The sequence below is a fragment of the Thauera aminoaromatica genome, assembly GCF_000021765.1.
Classification (GTDB): Bacteria; Pseudomonadota; Gammaproteobacteria; order Burkholderiales; family Rhodocyclaceae; genus Thauera; species Thauera aminoaromatica.
On sequence record NC_011662.2, the window covers coordinates 4,383,968 to 4,400,175 of the forward strand.

General features: G+C 70.3%; 14 protein-coding genes. 6 read left to right on the forward strand and 8 right to left on the reverse strand.

The window, feature by feature from the left end; translation table 11 throughout:
* Position 1: 1 nt before the first annotated feature.
* Positions 2-1,405: a heavy metal sensor histidine kinase gene (locus TMZ1T_RS19305; RefSeq protein WP_004357698.1), complete on the forward strand. Its 1,404-nt coding sequence runs from the start codon at positions 2-4 to the stop codon at positions 1,403-1,405.
* Positions 1,406-1,521: 116 nt separating this feature from the next.
* On the forward strand, positions 1,522-1,965 hold the full coding sequence (locus tag TMZ1T_RS19310) for a DUF411 domain-containing protein (RefSeq protein WP_002943438.1): 444 nt from the start codon (positions 1,522-1,524) through the stop codon (positions 1,963-1,965).
* A 186-nt stretch (positions 1,966-2,151) separates the two neighbouring features.
* Here TMZ1T_RS19310 and TMZ1T_RS19315 read toward each other — a convergent pair whose 3' ends face one another.
* Entirely contained in the window at positions 2,152-2,319 is a 168-nt protein-coding gene (locus tag TMZ1T_RS19315; protein WP_004322541.1) for a hypothetical protein, read from the reverse strand.
* The gene (locus TMZ1T_RS19320) at positions 2,316-3,386 is read right to left on the reverse strand and encodes a type I restriction-modification system subunit M (protein ID WP_012586275.1); all 1,071 of its coding nucleotides are present in this window, start codon (positions 3,384-3,386) and stop codon (positions 2,316-2,318) included. Before TMZ1T_RS19320 ends, TMZ1T_RS19315 begins: the two co-directional genes overlap by 4 nt.
* A 239-nt stretch (positions 3,387-3,625) precedes the next feature.
* Between TMZ1T_RS19320 and TMZ1T_RS19325 the strand changes: the two genes are divergently transcribed.
* Positions 3,626-5,374: an arylsulfatase gene (locus TMZ1T_RS19325; RefSeq protein WP_004322533.1), complete on the forward strand. Its 1,749-nt coding sequence runs from the start codon at positions 3,626-3,628 to the stop codon at positions 5,372-5,374.
* Positions 5,375-5,378: 4 nt separating this feature from the next.
* Positions 5,379-7,442 carry a cytochrome c3 family protein gene (locus TMZ1T_RS19330; RefSeq protein ID WP_012586276.1) on the forward strand — a complete coding sequence of 688 codons (2,064 nt, stop codon included), beginning with the start codon at positions 5,379-5,381 and terminating at the stop codon, positions 7,440-7,442.
* A 26-nt stretch (positions 7,443-7,468) separates the two neighbouring features.
* On the opposite strand, the gene TMZ1T_RS19335 is transcribed toward TMZ1T_RS19330, so the two are convergent.
* Both TMZ1T_RS19335 and TMZ1T_RS19340 read right to left on the reverse strand, forming a co-directional pair.
* Entirely contained in the window at positions 7,469-8,287 is an 819-nt protein-coding gene (locus TMZ1T_RS19335) for a helix-turn-helix domain-containing protein (RefSeq protein WP_004325464.1), read from the reverse strand.
* Between the two features lie 40 nt (positions 8,288-8,327).
* A complete protein-coding gene (locus tag TMZ1T_RS19340) occupies positions 8,328-8,795 on the reverse strand; it encodes a winged helix-turn-helix transcriptional regulator (protein WP_004325466.1) in 468 nt (155 codons plus the stop codon).
* A gap of 133 nt (positions 8,796-8,928) precedes the next feature.
* Between TMZ1T_RS19340 and TMZ1T_RS19345 the strand changes: the two genes are divergently transcribed.
* Both TMZ1T_RS19345 and alr read left to right on the forward strand, forming a co-directional pair.
* Positions 8,929-10,254, forward strand: coding sequence for a D-amino acid dehydrogenase (locus TMZ1T_RS19345; protein WP_012586277.1), 1,326 nt, complete (start codon positions 8,929-8,931; stop codon positions 10,252-10,254).
* 351 nt (positions 10,255-10,605) lie between these two features.
* Positions 10,606-11,691 carry an alanine racemase gene (gene alr, locus TMZ1T_RS19350; RefSeq protein ID WP_012586278.1) on the forward strand — a complete coding sequence of 362 codons (1,086 nt, stop codon included), beginning with the start codon at positions 10,606-10,608 and terminating at the stop codon, positions 11,689-11,691.
* Between the two features lie 113 nt (positions 11,692-11,804).
* Here the strand turns inward: alr and ccmI are convergent, their stop codons facing one another.
* From ccmI to TMZ1T_RS19370, 4 genes are read right to left on the reverse strand one after another with little or no spacing between them, the layout of a single operon-like run.
* Positions 11,805-13,028 carry a c-type cytochrome biogenesis protein CcmI gene (ccmI, locus tag TMZ1T_RS19355; RefSeq protein WP_012586279.1) on the reverse strand — a complete coding sequence of 408 codons (1,224 nt, stop codon included), beginning with the start codon at positions 13,026-13,028 and terminating at the stop codon, positions 11,805-11,807.
* The gene (locus TMZ1T_RS19360; protein ID WP_012586280.1) at positions 13,025-13,630 is read right to left on the reverse strand and encodes a cytochrome c-type biogenesis protein; all 606 of its coding nucleotides are present in this window, start codon (positions 13,628-13,630) and stop codon (positions 13,025-13,027) included. The genes ccmI and TMZ1T_RS19360 overlap by 4 nt, the downstream gene beginning before the upstream one ends.
* Positions 13,620-14,213 carry a DsbE family thiol:disulfide interchange protein gene (locus TMZ1T_RS19365; RefSeq protein ID WP_012586281.1) on the reverse strand — a complete coding sequence of 198 codons (594 nt, stop codon included), beginning with the start codon at positions 14,211-14,213 and terminating at the stop codon, positions 13,620-13,622. The genes TMZ1T_RS19360 and TMZ1T_RS19365 overlap by 11 nt, the downstream gene beginning before the upstream one ends.
* An 18-nt stretch (positions 14,214-14,231) precedes the next feature.
* Positions 14,232-16,208, reverse strand: a complete 1,977-nt coding sequence (locus TMZ1T_RS19370) for a heme lyase CcmF/NrfE family subunit (RefSeq protein WP_012586282.1) — start codon at positions 16,206-16,208, stop codon at positions 14,232-14,234.

Here is a 16,208-nt window from a genome sequence, read left to right on the forward strand (position 1 = left end):
GATGATCCGCATTCACTCGCTGACGGCGAGACTGGCAACACTATTTGCCGTCCTCGCTGCGAGCCTGCTTGTGCTGGCAGCGATGCTCTTTGGGCGCATGTTGGACATGCATTTCCAGGAGCTGGACATGCACGAGTTGCAGGGCAAGGTCACGCTCATCCGCAACGCGCTGCAAAGTGTTGATGCGACTGGGGGGCGATCGGAACGCATTGAGGCGCTCGAACGCTCCTTCGTTGGACATGAAAGTGTCGGTGTCCTGGTTCGCGACGTCGAGGGACGCGTCCTGTACATCATCCATCCCGAGCATTTCACCGCCTCCCAGCGGGCAGGCGAACCCCTTTCACGCGCGTTAACCGACTGGACCGTGGATGAGCGCCCCCATCGAGGGCTCGAGGTCAGCATCGCGCTACCGAGCCTTGGGGCGAAGGAGCAGACGATCGAGGCGCTGGTCGCAGTGGATCTGTCGCATCACGTCCACTTCCTCGCGTCGGTACGTCATGCAACTTGGGCGGGCGTCTTCGTCGCTGCCTTGGCGGCGGCGCTATTCGGCTGGTTTGCTGCGCACCGGGGCCTCGCCCCCCTGCGTCGGGTCACCGAAACTGCCCGTCGGCTGTCGGCAAGGCAACTCGGCCAGCGTCTCGCCATCGATGATGCGCCGCTGGAAGTGCGCGACCACGTCGAAGCCTTCAATGGCATGCTCGCTCGGCTCGAAGCCGCTTTCCAGCGGCTCGGCGATTATTCGGCGGATATAGCCCACGAACTGCGTACGCCGATCTCGAACCTGATGACCCAGACCCAGGTCGCGCTGTCGCGGCCGCGCACGCTCGACGAATACCAGGACATCCTGGCCTCGAACCTCGAGGAATACGAGCGCATCGCGCGCATGGTCAGCGACATGCTGTTCCTCGCCAAGGCCGACGAGAACACCCTCGCGCACGCGGGCGAGGCGATCGACCTGGCCCGCGAGGCAGACGCACTGATCGACTTCTACGAGGCGCTGGCCGACGAGCGCCAGGTCCGCATCGTGCGCCAGGGCCAAGCGAGCGTTCAGGGTGATCGCCTGATGCTGCGGCGCGCGCTGTCGAACCTGATCTCGAATGCGCTTCGTCACACACCGAAAGAGGGGCAGATCACGATCAGGATTGACGCGGACGCAGCCGGCGTCCGTCTCGCCGTCTCTAATGTCGGCGACCCGATACCCGCCGATCAGATCGAACGGATCTTCGAACGCTTCCATCGCGGTAGCGCCCAGCGCGAATCTCGCGGTGAAGGCGCAGGGCTCGGACTCGCGATCACGCGTTCCATCGTCCAGGCCCACGGGGGTCACATCACTGCGCGCTCCGCTGAAGGTGTCACCTGCTTCACGATAACCTTGCCTCGCAATGAAGCCTCATCGCCTTCCTGATCCTGCAAAGTCGACCGGGGTCCCGGCTGTCTGACGGAAATGTAATTTTGAGGTCAGCTTCCCGTTGGGCTCAAAGTGCCAAACTATGCCTCGACGCCATCAACCGGAAGACGAACATGAAGACGAAAACTTTGCTCGGCGGGCTCGTGGCAAGCCTGATGATCGTGAGCGGCGCAGCGTTTGCGCAGGGGCCCGTACGCGTAGAGGTCTACAAGAGCGCTTATTGCGGGTGCTGCGGGAAATGGGTCGAGCACCTGAGAAAGAACGGCTTCGATGTCGTGACGAAAGACGTCGATGATGTCCCCGCAGCCCGCAAGGCACTGGGCATGCCGGACCAATACGGCTCGTGTCACACGGCCAAGGTAGGTTCCTACTCCGTCGAGGGGCACGTCCCTGCGGACGACATCCGCCGGCTTCTCGCCGAGTCCCCAAAGGCAATCGGACTGGCTACGCCAGGCATGCCGCAGGGGTCGCCCGGCATGGAGACCTCGACCCCGCAACCCTATGAGACGCTTCTGGTCGGGCTTGACGGAAGCGCGAGGGTTTTTGCCCGACACTGACGGCAGAGCTGGTGAGTATCGACTTTATGAGCGCAGTGCCGGCCGATTTACGAACCACGCTGGCCTCAGCTCGCTCTAGGGCTGGTTTCGGATCTCACCGGTCGCTCGAATGACGACTCTGCTACTACCATGTGTGGCAGCAAATGGCCGAACTGAGACACCCTCCCGCTGCAACGGAGCCTTGACTCAATCGAGTTCGCCTTCCGCGAAGACGTTGCGCAGGTGCCGCCGGATCACCGTCCGGTCCCGGCCGAACAACTGGCTCAACTGCTCCTGGCGCAGCCAGACGGTATCGCCTTCCAGCCTGACCTCGACCGTGCCGGCATCGCCGCGGTAGATGACGAGTTCGCTCATCCCGCCAGCCCCTCGATCATCTGCTTGATCCGGTCCATCGAGCGCTTCAGGTCGGCGTCGATCTCCGCCAGCGGCCGCGGCGGCTCGAAAACGTAGAAGTGGCGGTTCAAGGGGATCTCATAGCCGATCCGGGTCTTGTCGTGGTCGATCCAGGCGTCGGGGGCGTGGGACAGCACCTCGCGCTCGAACCAGGCCTGCACGTCCTCGAACAGCGGCACGTTCTCGGCGTCGCGCAGCGGGCGCTCGATGGTGATCGTGCGGTAGCCGAAGTCCTGGTTGCGGAAGACGCGGGCGATGGGCACACGCTTGACCTTGCCGCCCGCGGGCGCGGCCGGGCAGCGCACCTCGGGGAAGAGGGTCACGCGCGCGAGCTCCTTGCCCTGGGCGTCGCTCACCACCGCCTGCTCGGCTTCGAGGAATTCGCCGAGCAGGCGGGTGATCTCGCCGATGTGGGTCTCGGACAGCGTGTTGCCGAGCACGATGCTGCGCACGTCCTGGCCCTTGATCAGCATGTCGGCCTTGCAGATGGCGTAGGACTCGGGGTTGAGCTCCTGGCCGAACATGGTGAGGCGCGCGCCGGGCTTGATCTCGTGCAGGTGCTCGCCCGCCACCGACAGCATGCGGCCGGTGCCGGTGCCGGCGGTGGGGTCGTAGATGGTGCGCACGATGCCGGGCTTGGACAGCGCCTCGTCGTCCTCGATGAAGAGCGGGCTCACCATCAGGCGGATGAGCTCGCGCGGGGTGAAGTGCTCGCCGGCGGTCTCGTTGGAGATCTCGGCGAACTTGCGGATCAGCTCCTCGAAGACCAGGCCCATGTGCACGTTGTCGACGCGCCTGGGGTGGGGCTCGATGTGGGCGAACTTTTCCACCACCAGGTAGAGCAGCCCGGCCTGCTCCTTGTCGCGGTGTTCGACGAGCACCGCGGCCTTGGTCGGCGCCAGCACGCAGTCGAGCCGGCGCAGCACGGTGAAGGGCAGGATCACGCGGCCGTATTCGGACTGCTTGAAGTCGCCGCGCAAGAGGTCGGCGACCGACCAGATGAGGGCGGAGAGGGCTTGCTGGTTCATGGGGTCGGGGTCGTCGGGCGGGGATCGCCTGCGATTATGGGCAGGACGATTGGCCGGCCCACGCTCGACTGCCTCGCACGGGACGCCGGGCCGGACATCCGGCGGGCGGCAGAACTGCCGTCCAGTCTTGGCCCGACGTTCCACCCTGCGGAACATTCTCAGATCGCGCAGCTTTTCTCGAGAATTGAATTAAATTTATGGAACCGGCCAGAAGCCGGGCTTATTCCAGGAGACAGACAATGAAAGCAGCGCTCGCGACCCTGCTGATCCCGGTGGCAACGCTCGCCATCGGCGTCCAGGCCGGCCACGCCGCCTCGCCGGTCCAGCACGACCGCCCCAACATCCTGCTGATCATGGCCGACGACCTCGGCTACACCGACCTCGGCAGCTACGGCAGCGAAATCGCCACTCCCAACCTCGACACCCTGGCCGACACCGGGGTCAAGATGACCCAGTTCTACGCCTCGCCGTTCTGCTCGCCGACGCGCGCGATGCTGATGTCCGGCACCGACAACCACCTCGCCGGCTTCGGCGACATGGCCGAGCTGATGCTGCCCGAGCAGCGCGGCAAGCCGGGCTACGAGGGCTACCTCAACGAGCGCGTGGTGCCGATGGCGCAGGTGCTGCGCGATGCCGGCTATCGCACGCTGATGACCGGCAAGTGGCACCTCGGCGTGCCCGAGCAGTACAGCCCGGCCGCGCGCGGCTTCGACCAGTCGTATGCGCTGGTGCATGGCGGCTCCAGCCACTGGAGCGACGGCGCGGGCATCGTCGCCGCCGATCCGGCCAAGCCGCCGAAGGCCATCTACCGCGAGAACGGCAAGGAGACGACGCTGCCGAAGGACTTCTTCTCGTCCGACTTCTTCACCTCGCGGCTGATCGAGTACATCGACGCCGGCAAGGGTTCGGGCAAGCCCTTCTTCGCCTACCTCGCCTTCACCGCGCCGCACTGGCCGCTGCACGCGCACGACGCCGACATCGCCAGGTACGAGCAGCGCTACAAGGACGGCTACGACAAGCTGCGCCGCGAGCGCCTCGAGCGCATGAAGAAGCTCGGCCTGGTGGCCGCCGACACGCCGGTGTTCGAAGGCCATCCGCTGTGGCCGAAGTGGGACAGCCTGAGCGCGGCGGAGAAGGAATCCGAGGCCAGGCGCATGGCGGTGTACGCCGCGATGGTCGACAACATGGACCAGAACATCGGCCGCATGCTCGACTACCTGAAGAAGACCGGGCAGCTCGACAACACCTTCATCTTCTTCCTGTCCGACAACGGCGCCGACGGCAACTCGGTGTACGACGTGGCGCGCACCCGCGAGTGGATCCACAAGGACATGGACAACAGCATCGCGCACATCGGCAAGTCCGGCTCCTACGCCGAGTACGGGCCGGGCTGGGCGCAGGTGGGTTCGACGCCGTTCCGCATGTTCAAGTCCTTCATGTACGAGGGCGGCATCGCCGTGCCGGCGATCGCCTGGGGCCCGGGCGTCAAGGGCGGCAAGCTCGAGTCGGCGATGGCCCACGTGACCGACATCGCGCCCACGCTGTTCGAGCTCGCCGGCGCGAAGCACCCCGGCACCGAGTACCAGGGCAGGCCCGTGCTGCCGCTGCGCGGCGCCTCGATGCTGCCGCTGCTGCAGGGGCGCGGGCAGGCCGTGCATGGCGCGGACAAGGCGATCGGCTGGGAGCTGGGCGGGCGCAAGGCGCTGCGCAAGGGCGACTGGAAGATCGTGTCGGCGAACCAGCCCTGGGGCACCGGCGACTGGGAGCTCTTCAACGTCGCGCAGGACCGCAGCGAGAGCCGCAACCTCGCCGCCGCCAACCCGCAGAAGCTGGGCGAGATGCTGGTGGCCTGGCGCGACTACGTGCGCGAGACCGGCACGCTGGAGATCCCCAACCTCGCCAACCGCCCCGGCTACAGCAACGGCGCGAAGTACTACGAGGACCTGAAGTACGAGGCCACCCTCGTCCCGCGCACGGCCAAGCCCTGAGCGCATGCGCCTGCCCGCCCTGCTCCTCGCCTGCATCCTGATGGCGCCGGCCGCGTTCGCGGCCGCCCCGCAAGCGGGGGCGCGGCCCGACCACGTCGCCGACCGCGACTGCCTCGCCTGCCACCCCGACCAGGCGGACGCCTGGGCCGAATCGAAGCACCGCCATGCGATGCAGCCGGCGACGGCGCAGACCGTGCTCGGCGACTTCGGCGAGGCCGGCTCCGGCGAAGTCCACTTCGGCGAGGGTGCGGCGGCGGCGCGCTTCTACCGCCGCGGCGGCGACTTCATGGTCGCCGCGCAAGGGCCCGACGGCCGCACGCAGGCGCTCGCGGTCAGCCACGTCTTCGGCATCCGGCCGCTGCAGCAGGTGCTGCTGCCGCAGCAGGGCGGACGCCTGCAGGCCTTCACGATCGCCTGGGATACCACGCGCAAGGCCTGGTTCTCGCTGCACGCCGACGGCCCGGTCGCCCCGGGCGACAACCTGCACTGGAGCGGGCGCTACCAGAACTGGAACCTGATGTGCGGCGAGTGCCACACCACCGCCTACCGCAAGGGCTACGACGACGAGCACGACCGCTACGCCACCACCTGGGCCGAGGCGAACGTGGGCTGCCAGGCCTGCCACGGCGCCGGCCGCGCGCACGCCGAGAGCGCACGCAGGCGCGCCGCCGCGGGCGAGCGCGGCCAGGCGCCGCTGCCCACCCCGAACCGGGCGCTCGCCGGCGCGCACGCCCAGGTCGACCAGTGCGCCACCTGCCACGCGCGCCGCACCCGGCTGGTCGAGGACGCCGTGGCCGGCGCGCCCCTGTTCGACCAGTTCATCCCCGACAACCTGCGCCCCGGCCTCTACCACGCCGACGGCCAGCAGCTCGACGAGGTCTTCGAGTACGGCTCCTACCGCCAGAGCCGCATGTACCAGGCGGGCGTGGCCTGCACCGACTGCCACGACCCTCACCGCGGTCGCCTGCGCGCCGAAGGCAACGCGCTGTGCACCGCCTGCCACAATCCCGCGCCCGACCGCGGTCGCTTCCCCGGCCTGCAGGCGAAGGACTACGACGCGCCCTCGCATCACTTCCACCGCGGCGGCGGCGCCGGCAGCCAGTGTGTGGACTGCCACATGCCGAGCCGCAACTACATGGTCGTGCATCCGCGCCGCGACCACGCCATCCGGGTGCCGCGCCCCGACCTGGGCGCGCGCACCGGCGCGCCCGACGCCTGCACCGGCTGCCACGCCGACCGCGGCGCGGAGTGGGCCGCGGCGGCGATCGAGCGCCACCACGGCAAGCGCACGCATCCACCCCACTACGGCGAGATCCTCGCCGCCGCACGCGCGGGCGCCCCCGGCGCGGCCGCGGGCCTGGCCGCGCTCGCCCGCGACGCCGCCGTGGCCGCGATCGTGCGCGCGAGCGCGATCGAGCAGCTCGCCCAGCTCGACCCCCAGGCCGTGCCCGCCGCCGCGCTGCGCGACCCCGACCCCGCGCTGCGCACCAGCGCCGCGGCCGCCTTCGCGCTGCGCCCCGCCGAAGAGCGCCTCGCGCAGCTCGCCCCCCTGCTCGCCGACCCCGTGCGCGCGGTGCGCATCACCGCCGCGCGCGCGCTCGCCGACCTGCCCGCAACCGCGCTCGCGCCCGAGCTACAGGACCGCCAGCGCGCCGCGCTGGCCGAGTTCGTCGCGGCACAGCAGGCGATGGCAGACATGCCGAACGCCCAGCTCAACCTCGCCGGGCTGGCGCTCGCGCAACGCGATCCGCTCGTGGCGGAGCAGCGCCTGCGCCGCGCGCTGCAGCGCGAACCCGCGCTCGACAGCGCACGCCTCGGCCTGGCCACGCTGCTCGCGCAGACCCGCCGCGAGGACGAGGCCGAGCGCGTGCTGCGCGACGGGCTCGCCCGCGCCACCAGTCCCGGCGAGCTCCACCTCGCCCTCGGCCTGCTCGCCGGCCAGCGCCAGCGCTGGGAGGAGGCCGCGCGCGAGCTGCGCACCGCCGACGCCCTGCTGCCGGGCCATGCGCGCGTGCGCCGCAACCTCGACGCCGTGGAACGCTACCTGGAGCGCACCCGCCCGCGCTGAAGGGCTCCGCGACGGCGCGGCGGTGCTCAGGGCTGGCGCGGCGACGCGAGCGCGGCCGCGATCGCTGCGGCGCAGGCCTGCAGGTCGGCCAGATGCGCCTCCACCACCTTCGCGCGCAGGTCGTAGCGCCGCGGCCACACCAGGTTGATCGCCCCGCGCACCCCGCCATCGGCGAGGATCGGCACGGCGATGGCGTCGAAGCCGTCGTCGAAGCCCGCCATGTCCTCGAACGAGCCGCCGAAGAGCGCGTCGCGCACCGCATAGCCGCGCTGTCGCGTCTCCTCCAGGAGGGCGTCGATCTCGCCCTCGAGGACCGCCGCCGTGCGCGGATTCGACGGCGAGGCGGCGCGCCAGTGGGCGAGCACCGCTTCGCGTTCGGCCGCAGCGCAGAAGGCAAGCCAGGCCCGCCCGGGCGCGGAGAGCAGGATGTCCACCCGGTAGCCGATGCGGTAGCGCGGATTGAGCGCCAGCCCGGAGAGGCGGCGGGAGCTCTCCGCGACCTCCATCGCGAAGTCGCGGTACACCAGCAGGTCGGACGGCCACAGCACCGTGCGCTGCAGCGCCACCAGGTGCGGCGCCGCGGCCTCGACCAGGCGCGGATCGATCGCGTGCCCGCTCGGCGCCGCGGTCCACGCCAGCGAGCGCCGCCACAGCCCGTCGTCGATCGATCGCCACGCCAGCCCGCCCCGCTCCAGGGTGAGCAGGATGCGCAGCAGGGTCGGCTTGGGGAGCGCGCTGGCGGCGTGGAGCGCGCGCAGCGAGCTGCCCTCCTGGGGGCCGAGCAGGCGCAGCACCTCGATGCCGCGTTCGAGGGCACGGATCGAGGTGCCACGTTCCGAACTCATGCGTGGCGGCTCCTGTCGTCCATCCGGGACCTCCCGCGGCTCATGACATGGGAGGAATATAGAGGCTCTCCTTCACCTCCTCCATCACCACGTAGCTGCGCGACTCGGTCGCCGAGGGCAGCTTGAGCAGGATGTTGCCGAGCAGGCGACGGTAGTCGCTCATCTCCGAAATGCGCGCCTTGATCAGGTAGTCGAAGTCGCCCGACACGAGGTGGCACTCCATGACCTCGGGGACGAAGGCGAGCTCCTTCTTCACGCGCTCGAAGGCGTCGTTCGACTTGGCGGCGAGCTTGAGCTCGACGAAGACCAGCAGCGGGCGGCCGAGCGCGCGCGGGTCGACGCGGGCGTGGTAGCCGGTAATCGCGCCCTCGCGCTCCAGGCGGCGCACGCGCTCGGTGCACGGGGTCGCCGACAGGCCCACCTGGTGGGCGAGCTCGGTCATCGTCAGGCGCCCGTTCTTCTGCAACAAATCCAGTATTTTCAGGTCTGTACGGTCGAGGTCGCGCATTTCACTGCGCCGCCGGCAAGGCGGCCTCCGGATTGGTGATCTTCACTGATTGGCGATATCAGTTTAGTGACTTTCGCTAGCAAGGCCTCATTAGACTGCCGCAATTCCATCGAATACAGGCAGGAGACGCGAAATGAACGTGATCGTACTCGGCAGCGGCGTGATCGGCACCACCACCGCGTGGTATCTGGCCCAACGCGGCGCGCGCGTCACCGTGATCGACCGCCAGCCCGGCGCCGCGCTCGAGACCAGCTACGCCAACGCCGGCCAGGTCTCGCCCGGCTACTCCACGCCCTGGGCCGCGCCCGGCATTCCGCTGAAGGCGCTGAAGTGGCTGTTCCAGCGCCACGCCCCGCTCGCGATCCGCGCCGACGGCAGCCTGTTCCAGCTGCGCTGGATGGCGCAGATGCTCGCCAACTGCTCGAGCGCGCGCTACGCGGTGAACAAGGAACGCATGATGCGCGTCTCCGAGTACGCCCGCGACTGCCTGCGCACGCTGCGCGCCGACACCGGCATCGCCTACGAGGAGCGCAGCCGCGGCACGCTGCAGCTGTTCCGCACCCAGGCCCAGCTCGACGCCGCCGCGCGCGACATCGCGGTGCTGGAGGAGTGCGGCGTACCCTACGAGCTGCTCGACGGCGACGCGCTCGCCGGCGCCGAGCCGGCGCTGGCCCGTCGCCCCGGCAAGCTCGCCGGCGGCCTGCGCCTGCCCAACGACGAGACCGGCGACTGCCAGCTCTTCACCACCCGCCTGGCGGCGATGGCGGAGGCGGCCGGCGTGACGTTCCGCTTCGGCACCGAGGTGCGCGAGCTGGTGCGCCGCGGCGGCCATATCGAGGGCGTGCGCATCGCCGGTGCCGACGGCGTCGAGCACACGCTGGTCGCCGACCGCTACGTGCTCGCCTTCGGCAGCTACTCGCGCGCGCTCGCCGCCAGCCTCGGACTGGACCTGCCGGTGTATCCGGTGAAGGGCTACTCGCTGACCGTGCCGCTGGTCGACGCCGCGCGCGCGCCGGTGTCCACCGTGCTCGACGAGACCTACAAGGTCGCGGTGACGCGCTTCGACGAGCGCATCCGCGTCGGCGGCATGGCCGAGCTCGGCGGCTTCGACCTGCGCCTCAACCCGCGCCGGCGCGAGACCCTGGAGCTGGTGGTGAACGACCTCTTCCCCGGTGGCGGCGACGTCAAGGCGGCGGAGTTCTGGACCGGCCTGCGCCCGATGACGCCGGATTCCACCCCGATCATCGGCGCCACGCCCTTCCCCGAGCTCTTCCTCAACACCGGCCACGGCACCCTGGGGTGGACGATGTCCTGCGGCGCCGGCGCGCTGGTCGCCGACCTGGTCGTCGGCCGCCAGCCGGCGATCCGCCACGACGACCTCGGCCTCGCGCGCTACGGCGCCGAGCACCGCAGCATACCGGTGGCCGGCGCCCGCCAGCGTCCGCTCGGCACCGTCTGAAGCGCGCTTGCGCGGCTTCGTGAGCCACGGCGCGTACCCGGGGGGCTGCATCGCGACTCGCGTCGCTCCTACAGTGCCCCGGCAGCGTGGGCGGCCCCTGTAGGAGCGACGCAAGTCGCGATTCCACGGCTCCATGTGCTGCGGCGGTGATCCGCGCGCCCGATCGCGACTTGCGTCGCTCCTACGGCGCGGCTCCGGCAGCGTGGCGGGCCCTCGTGGGAGCGACACGAGTCGCGATTCCACGGCGCGGGAGCCTCTGTGGGAGCGACGCGAGTCGCGATCGGGCCGCGCATTGCGGCGCTGGCGAATTCCCCGCACCATTTTGCCTTTCCACCCCTTCCGATCCCCGCCATGCGTCCCGCCCGCGCCCTCATCGACCTCTCCGCCCTGCGCCACAACTATCTTCTCGCTCGCGAGCGCCACGGCGGGCGGGCGCTCGCGGTGGTCAAGGCCAACGCCTATGGCCACGGCGCGCTGCGCTGCGCGCAGGCCTTGCGCGACGAGGCCGACGGCTTCGCGGTAGCCTTCCTCGGCGAGGCGCTGGAGCTGCGCGCGGGCGGCATCGATGCCCCCATCCTGCTGCTCGAGGGCGTGTTCGCCGCCGACGAGCTCGCCGAGGCGGCGCGCCAGCGGCTGTGGATGGTCGTTCACCACGAGGAGCAGCTGTGCATGCTGGAGCGCACGCCGCTCGCCGCACCGGTGGATGTGTGGCTGAAGGTCAATAGCGGCATGAACCGCGCCGGTTTCGTCGGCGACGCGGTGGCGCGGACCTGGCGGCGCCTGCAGGCGAGCGGCAAGGTCGGACGCATCGTGCTGATGACGCACTTCGCGCGCGCCGACGAGCCCGAGCTCGGAACCACGCTGGAACAGTTGCAGCGCTTCGAGGCCGCCACCGCCGGCCTGCCCGGCGCGCGCAGCGTGGCCAACTCGGCAGCGATCCTGGCCTGGCCGCAGGCGCGCCGCGACTGGGCACGCCCGGGCATCCTGCTCTACGGGGCGGATCCCATGCCCGCCGAGGGCAACGGCCTGCGTGCGGTGATGACGCTGGAGAGCGCGGTGATGGCGGTGCGCGAGATCGCGTCCGGCGAGGCGCTCGGCTACGGCGGCCGCTTCGTCGCCGAACGCCCGACGCGGGTCGGCCTGGTGGCGATGGGCTACGCCGACGGCTACCCGCGCGTGGTGCCCGACGGCACCCCGGTGGCGGTGGAGGGCCGCGCGAGCCGGATCATCGGCCGGGTGTCGATGGACATGCTGACGATCGACCTCACCGCGCTGCCCGAGGCCTGCCTGGGCAGCCAGGTCGAGCTATGGGGCAAGCAGGTGCCGATCAACCACATCGCCCAGGCCGCGGGCACGATCAGCTACGAGCTGCTGTGCAACGTGAAGCGGGTGCGGCTGGAGTATGCGGACGCGCGAGGCGTGGGAGGCAAGGCGTAGGGAGCGAGGCGTCAGCTGCGGCGGGCGATCGAGCGTCCACCGGCTTCCTGAAGCCTCTCAGCGCAGCTTGCGGAGGTTTTGCTCCTTGCCCCCGACGCCTCGCACCCGACGCCTCACTCCCGTACCCGATCGATCGTCACCGTCACGCCTTCGGCATCCGGCGCCACCGGAGCGCTGACGCCCTCGAGGTCGCCGGGGCGTGCGGTGGCATCGCCACCCTTGGAGACGCGCGCCGCGATCACGACGCGCTCGGGCACCGCGGCGTCGCCCATCATCAGCCTCGCGCCGTCGAAGTCGAAATTCACCGGCAGCTCGCTGCCCTTGAAGCGCAGCGCCGCCAGCGGGGGGCCGCCGGCCGGGCCACGCACGAACACGAACACCGCGTCCTCGGCCGCGACCTGGCCGGCGAGCGCGCCCTCGACCTGCAGGCGGCCGGCGACCTTGAGCGGCGAGGCCGGCGGCGGCGCGGCATTGCCTTCGTTGGTGGCGAGCGGCGCCATGCCGGCCTTCGCGCGCGCCTCGTTGATGCTCGCGCGCACGCCGCGCGCGACGTCGTCGCCCGGGGGGATCAGGGCGAGGATGCGCTCCCAGTAGCCGGCGGCGGCGGCGAAGTCGTCGCGCTGGTAGGCGGCGGTGCCAGCCAGCGCCAGCGCCTTGGGATGCTTCGGTTCCGCCTCGAGCGCACGCAGCACCAGCGCCTCGGCATCGCTCCCGACCTTGCCGGTCTGCGCGGCGACCACGTCGGCCCAGTCGGAGAGCACGTCGGGGTCGTTGGGCAACAGCTTGTCGAGGCGTTCGTAGGCGGCGGCAGCCTTGGGGAAGTCCTTCAGCACCAGGTAGGTGCGCGCCAGCATCGCCCAGCCCTCGGCGTTGTCGGGGTTGGCGGCGAGGTGCTTCTCCAGGCTGCCCACCATCTCGGTGACCTGCTCCTGCGTGAAGCCCTGCTGGCCCTCGACGTTCTTCGGGTCGAGCGCGGCGGGCTCGCCGATCATCAGGTAGGTGCCGACGGCAAGCGCGGGGATGGCGAGGCCGGTGGCGAGCGCCCACGCCTTGCTCGGCCGGCGGTCGGCGCTGTCGGCCGTCTCGGCGGCCACCTCGGCCTCCTCGAGGGCACGGCGCTCGAGCTCCTCGCGGCTCTTCGCATGGGTCGCGGCGTCGATGCGGCCCTCGGCGAGTTCGGCGTCGAGATCGGCGAGTTGCTCGCGCAGCACGGTCAGCACCATCGCGCTCTGGCGCATCTGCGCCTGGCTGCGGCGGCCGTAGCCGAGCAGCGGCGGCAGGATCAATAGCAACGCGCCGGCCACGAGCAGGCCGGCGAAAACGAGGAAGGCGGTCACTTGCGGGACTCCGGGGATGCGGGATTCGAGGCGGCGTCCCCGCCGCCGGCGAGCAGCGCACGCGCGCGCTCGCGGTCTGCGGCGCTGAGCGCGCCCTCGGCGGCGATCTCGCTGCGGCGCCGGCGCAGGCGCCAGGCCAGCCAGCCGGCGCCCCCCAGCAGCAGGGCGAACGGCCCGACCCAGAGCAGCCCGGTCACAGCCTTGAAGGGCGGCTCGTAGAGCACGAAGTCGCCGTAGCGCTCCACGAGGTAGTCGATCACGTCGTCCTTGTCCTTGCCCGCGGCGAGCTGTTCGCGCACCTGGTTGCGCAGGTCCACCGCGAGCGGCGCGTTGGATTCGGCGATCGACTGGTTCTGGCAGACCAGGCAGCGCAGCTTGTGCGACAGCTCCATCATGTCGGCTTCGAGCTTGGGATCGGCGGCGACCGCCGGGGCGACGCCCGGGTCGCTCGCGGTGGCGATGCCGGCGGGGGTGATGGCCGGGCCGCCTTCGGCCGTGGCGGCATGGAGCGGCGCGGCGATCAGCGCGGCGAGCGCGCCGACGCCGAGCACGCGACGCAGGCCGTGGAGCCCGGACGGGACGAGCTTGGGATCAGCCGGCACGACGCAGCTCCTCGACCTTGGGCATGATCTGGGTCTGCAGCGACTCGGGAGTGATCGGGCCGATGTGCTTGTAGCGGATGCGGCCTTCGCGGTCGATCAGGAAGGTCTCGGGCACGCCATACACGCCGAAGTCGATGCCGACGCGGCCGTCGATGTCGAGCACCGAGAGCAGGTAGGGGTTGCCGTGATCGGCGAGCCAGCGCCGTGCGCGCTCGATCGCCATCGTGGCCTCGGCCTCGAGCGCCATGCCGCGGGTGCTGATCGCGCCGTCGCCGCGCACTTCCTTGTAGTTGAGGCCGACCACCGGCACCAGCTTCTGCGCGGCCATGCGTACCAGCACCGGGTGCTCCTGGCGGCAGGCCACGCACCACGAGGCCCACACGTTGAGCAGCCAGACCTGGCCGCGCATCTCCTCGAGCGCGAAGGTCTGCTCGGGCTGGTCGAGACGGGCGAGGCGGAAGTTCGGCGCCGGCTTGTCGATCAGCGGCGAGGGCACCTCGCGCGGGTTGAGGGTGAGGCCGAAGGCGAGGAAGCCGGCGAGGCCGAAGAACAGCAGCAGCGGTACGAGAAACTTGGCTTTCATGGTTTTCCCAGGTCGAACTCAGGCGGCGACGCGACTGCCCACCGCCGCGGCGGCGTCGCGCGCGGCCAGGCGGCGATAGCGGCGGTCGGCGGCGGCGAACACGCCTCCGAGGCCCATCAACACGCAACCTGCCCAGATCCAGCTGATGAAGGGCTTGTAGTAGAGGCTGACGATCCAGGCGCCGTCCTCGAGCTGTTCGCCGAGCGAGACGTACACGTCGCGGAACACGCCGATGTCGAGCGAGGCCTCGGTCATCGGCATGCCCTGGGCGAGATAGACGCGCTTCTCGGGAGTGAGCATGTCGAGCGAGCGGCCGTCGCGCAGCAGTTCGATCCTGCCGCGCGCGGCGTCGTAGTTGGGGCCGTCGGCATCCACCGCGCCACGGAAGACGAAAGTGTAGCCGGCGAGCTCGGCGTGCTGGCCTTCCTTCATCTTGACGTCGAGGTGGCGGTCCAGGCTGCCCACCATGGTGACGCCGATGATGAAGATGCCGATGCCGAAGTGGGCGAGCCACATTCCCCACCACGACGCGGTTATCGAACGCAGGCGCGAACCGGCCGAGGCCCCGGCGCGCTCGCCGAGGCGGCGGACGAGCAGTTGCAGGCTGGCGAGCACCACCCAGGCCGCGAGCGAGAGGCCAAGCGCGGTGCGCCAGGTGAGGTGATCCACCGCCCACGCGCTGCCGACGCCGATCGCCACGCTGGCGACGAAGGCGGGCGCCACGCGGCGCACCTCGGCGAGGAGCTCGTCGTCCTTCCAGCGCAGGAAGGGGCCGAACACCATCAGCACCACGACCGGGGTCATCAGCGGCACGAACACCGCCTCGAAGTAGGGCGGCCCGACCGAGATCTTGCCGAGGCCGAGGGCGTCGAGGAAGAGCGGATACAGCGTGCCGAGCAGCACCGAGGCCGAGGCCACGGTGAGCAGGACGTTATTGGCGAGCAGGGCGGTCTCGCGCGACACCAGGCCGAAGCTGCCGCCGCCCATGAGCTTGTTCGCACGCATCGCGTACAGCAGCAGCGAGAAGCCGATCACGATCACGAGCAGGGCGAGGATGTAGAGGCCGCGCCTGGGGTCGGTGGCGAAGGCGTGCACGCTGGTGATGACGCCCGAGCGCACCAGGAAGGTGCCGAGCAGCGACAGCGAGAAGGCGCCGATCGCCAGCAGCACCGTCCAGCTGCGGAAGGCGCCGCGCTTCTCGGTGACGGCGAGCGAGTGCATCAGCGCGGTGCCGAGCAGCCAGGGCATGAAGGAGGCGTTCTCGACCGGATCCCAGAACCACCAGCCCCCCCAGCCGAGCTCGTAGTAGGCCCATCCCGAGCCGACCGCGATGCCGGCGGTGAGGAAGACCCAGGCGATCGTGGTCCACGGCCGCGACCAGCGTGCCCACGCGGCATCCATCCGTCCCGACAGCAGCGCCGCGATCGCGAACGCGAAGGCCACCGAGAAGCCGACGTAGCCCATGTAGAGCAGCGGCGGATGGATGATCATCCCCGGGTCCTGCAGCAGCGGGTTGAGGTCGCGGCCCTCGGCGACGGCCGGCAGCAGGCGGTCGAAGGGGTTGGAGGTGACCAGGGTGAAGGAGATGAAGCCGGCGCTGACCAGACCGAGCACGCCCAGCACGCGGGCGAGGAAGGCGTCGGGCAGGTGGCGCGAGAACACCGTCACCGCGACCGTCCACAGCGACAGCGACATCGCCCACAGCAGCAGCGAGCCCTCGTGGTTGCCCCACACGCCGGTGATCTTGTACATCAGCGGGGTGGCGCTGTGCGAGTTGGTGGCCGCGAGCTGGACGGAGAAGTCGCTCTGGATGAAGGCCCAGGTCAGGCAGAAGTAGCTGAACAGGATGAAGAAGAACTGCCCCTGCGCCGCGGGGCGGCCGACCGCCATCAGCGCCGAGCTGTTGCGCTGCGCGCCGACCAGCGGCACGACCGCCTGCACCAGCGACAGCACCAGGGCAAGAATGAGGGCGAAGTGTCCGAGTTCGGGAATCAT

Coding starts and splice junctions, on each gene's coding strand:
- TMZ1T_RS19305 (WP_004357698.1), top strand. CDS start 2: ATGATCCGCATTCACTCGCTGACGGCGAGACTGGCAACACTATTTGCC.
- TMZ1T_RS19310 (WP_002943438.1), top strand. CDS start 1,522: ATGAAGACGAAAACTTTGCTCGGCGGGCTCGTGGCAAGCCTGATGATC.
- TMZ1T_RS19315 (WP_004322541.1), bottom strand. CDS start 2,319: ATGAGCGAACTCGTCATCTACCGCGGCGATGCCGGCACGGTCGAGGTC.
- TMZ1T_RS19320 (WP_012586275.1), bottom strand. CDS start 3,386: ATGAACCAGCAAGCCCTCTCCGCCCTCATCTGGTCGGTCGCCGACCTC.
- TMZ1T_RS19325 (WP_004322533.1), top strand. CDS start 3,626: ATGAAAGCAGCGCTCGCGACCCTGCTGATCCCGGTGGCAACGCTCGCC.
- TMZ1T_RS19330 (WP_012586276.1), top strand. CDS start 5,379: ATGCGCCTGCCCGCCCTGCTCCTCGCCTGCATCCTGATGGCGCCGGCC.
- TMZ1T_RS19335 (WP_004325464.1), bottom strand. CDS start 8,287: ATGAGTTCGGAACGTGGCACCTCGATCCGTGCCCTCGAACGCGGCATC.
- TMZ1T_RS19340 (WP_004325466.1), bottom strand. CDS start 8,795: ATGCGCGACCTCGACCGTACAGACCTGAAAATACTGGATTTGTTGCAG.
- TMZ1T_RS19345 (WP_012586277.1), top strand. CDS start 8,929: ATGAACGTGATCGTACTCGGCAGCGGCGTGATCGGCACCACCACCGCG.
- alr (WP_012586278.1), top strand. CDS start 10,606: ATGCGTCCCGCCCGCGCCCTCATCGACCTCTCCGCCCTGCGCCACAAC.
- TMZ1T_RS19365 (WP_012586281.1), bottom strand. CDS start 14,213: ATGAAAGCCAAGTTTCTCGTACCGCTGCTGCTGTTCTTCGGCCTCGCC.
- TMZ1T_RS19370 (WP_012586282.1), bottom strand. CDS start 16,208: ATGATTCCCGAACTCGGACACTTCGCCCTCATTCTTGCCCTGGTGCTG.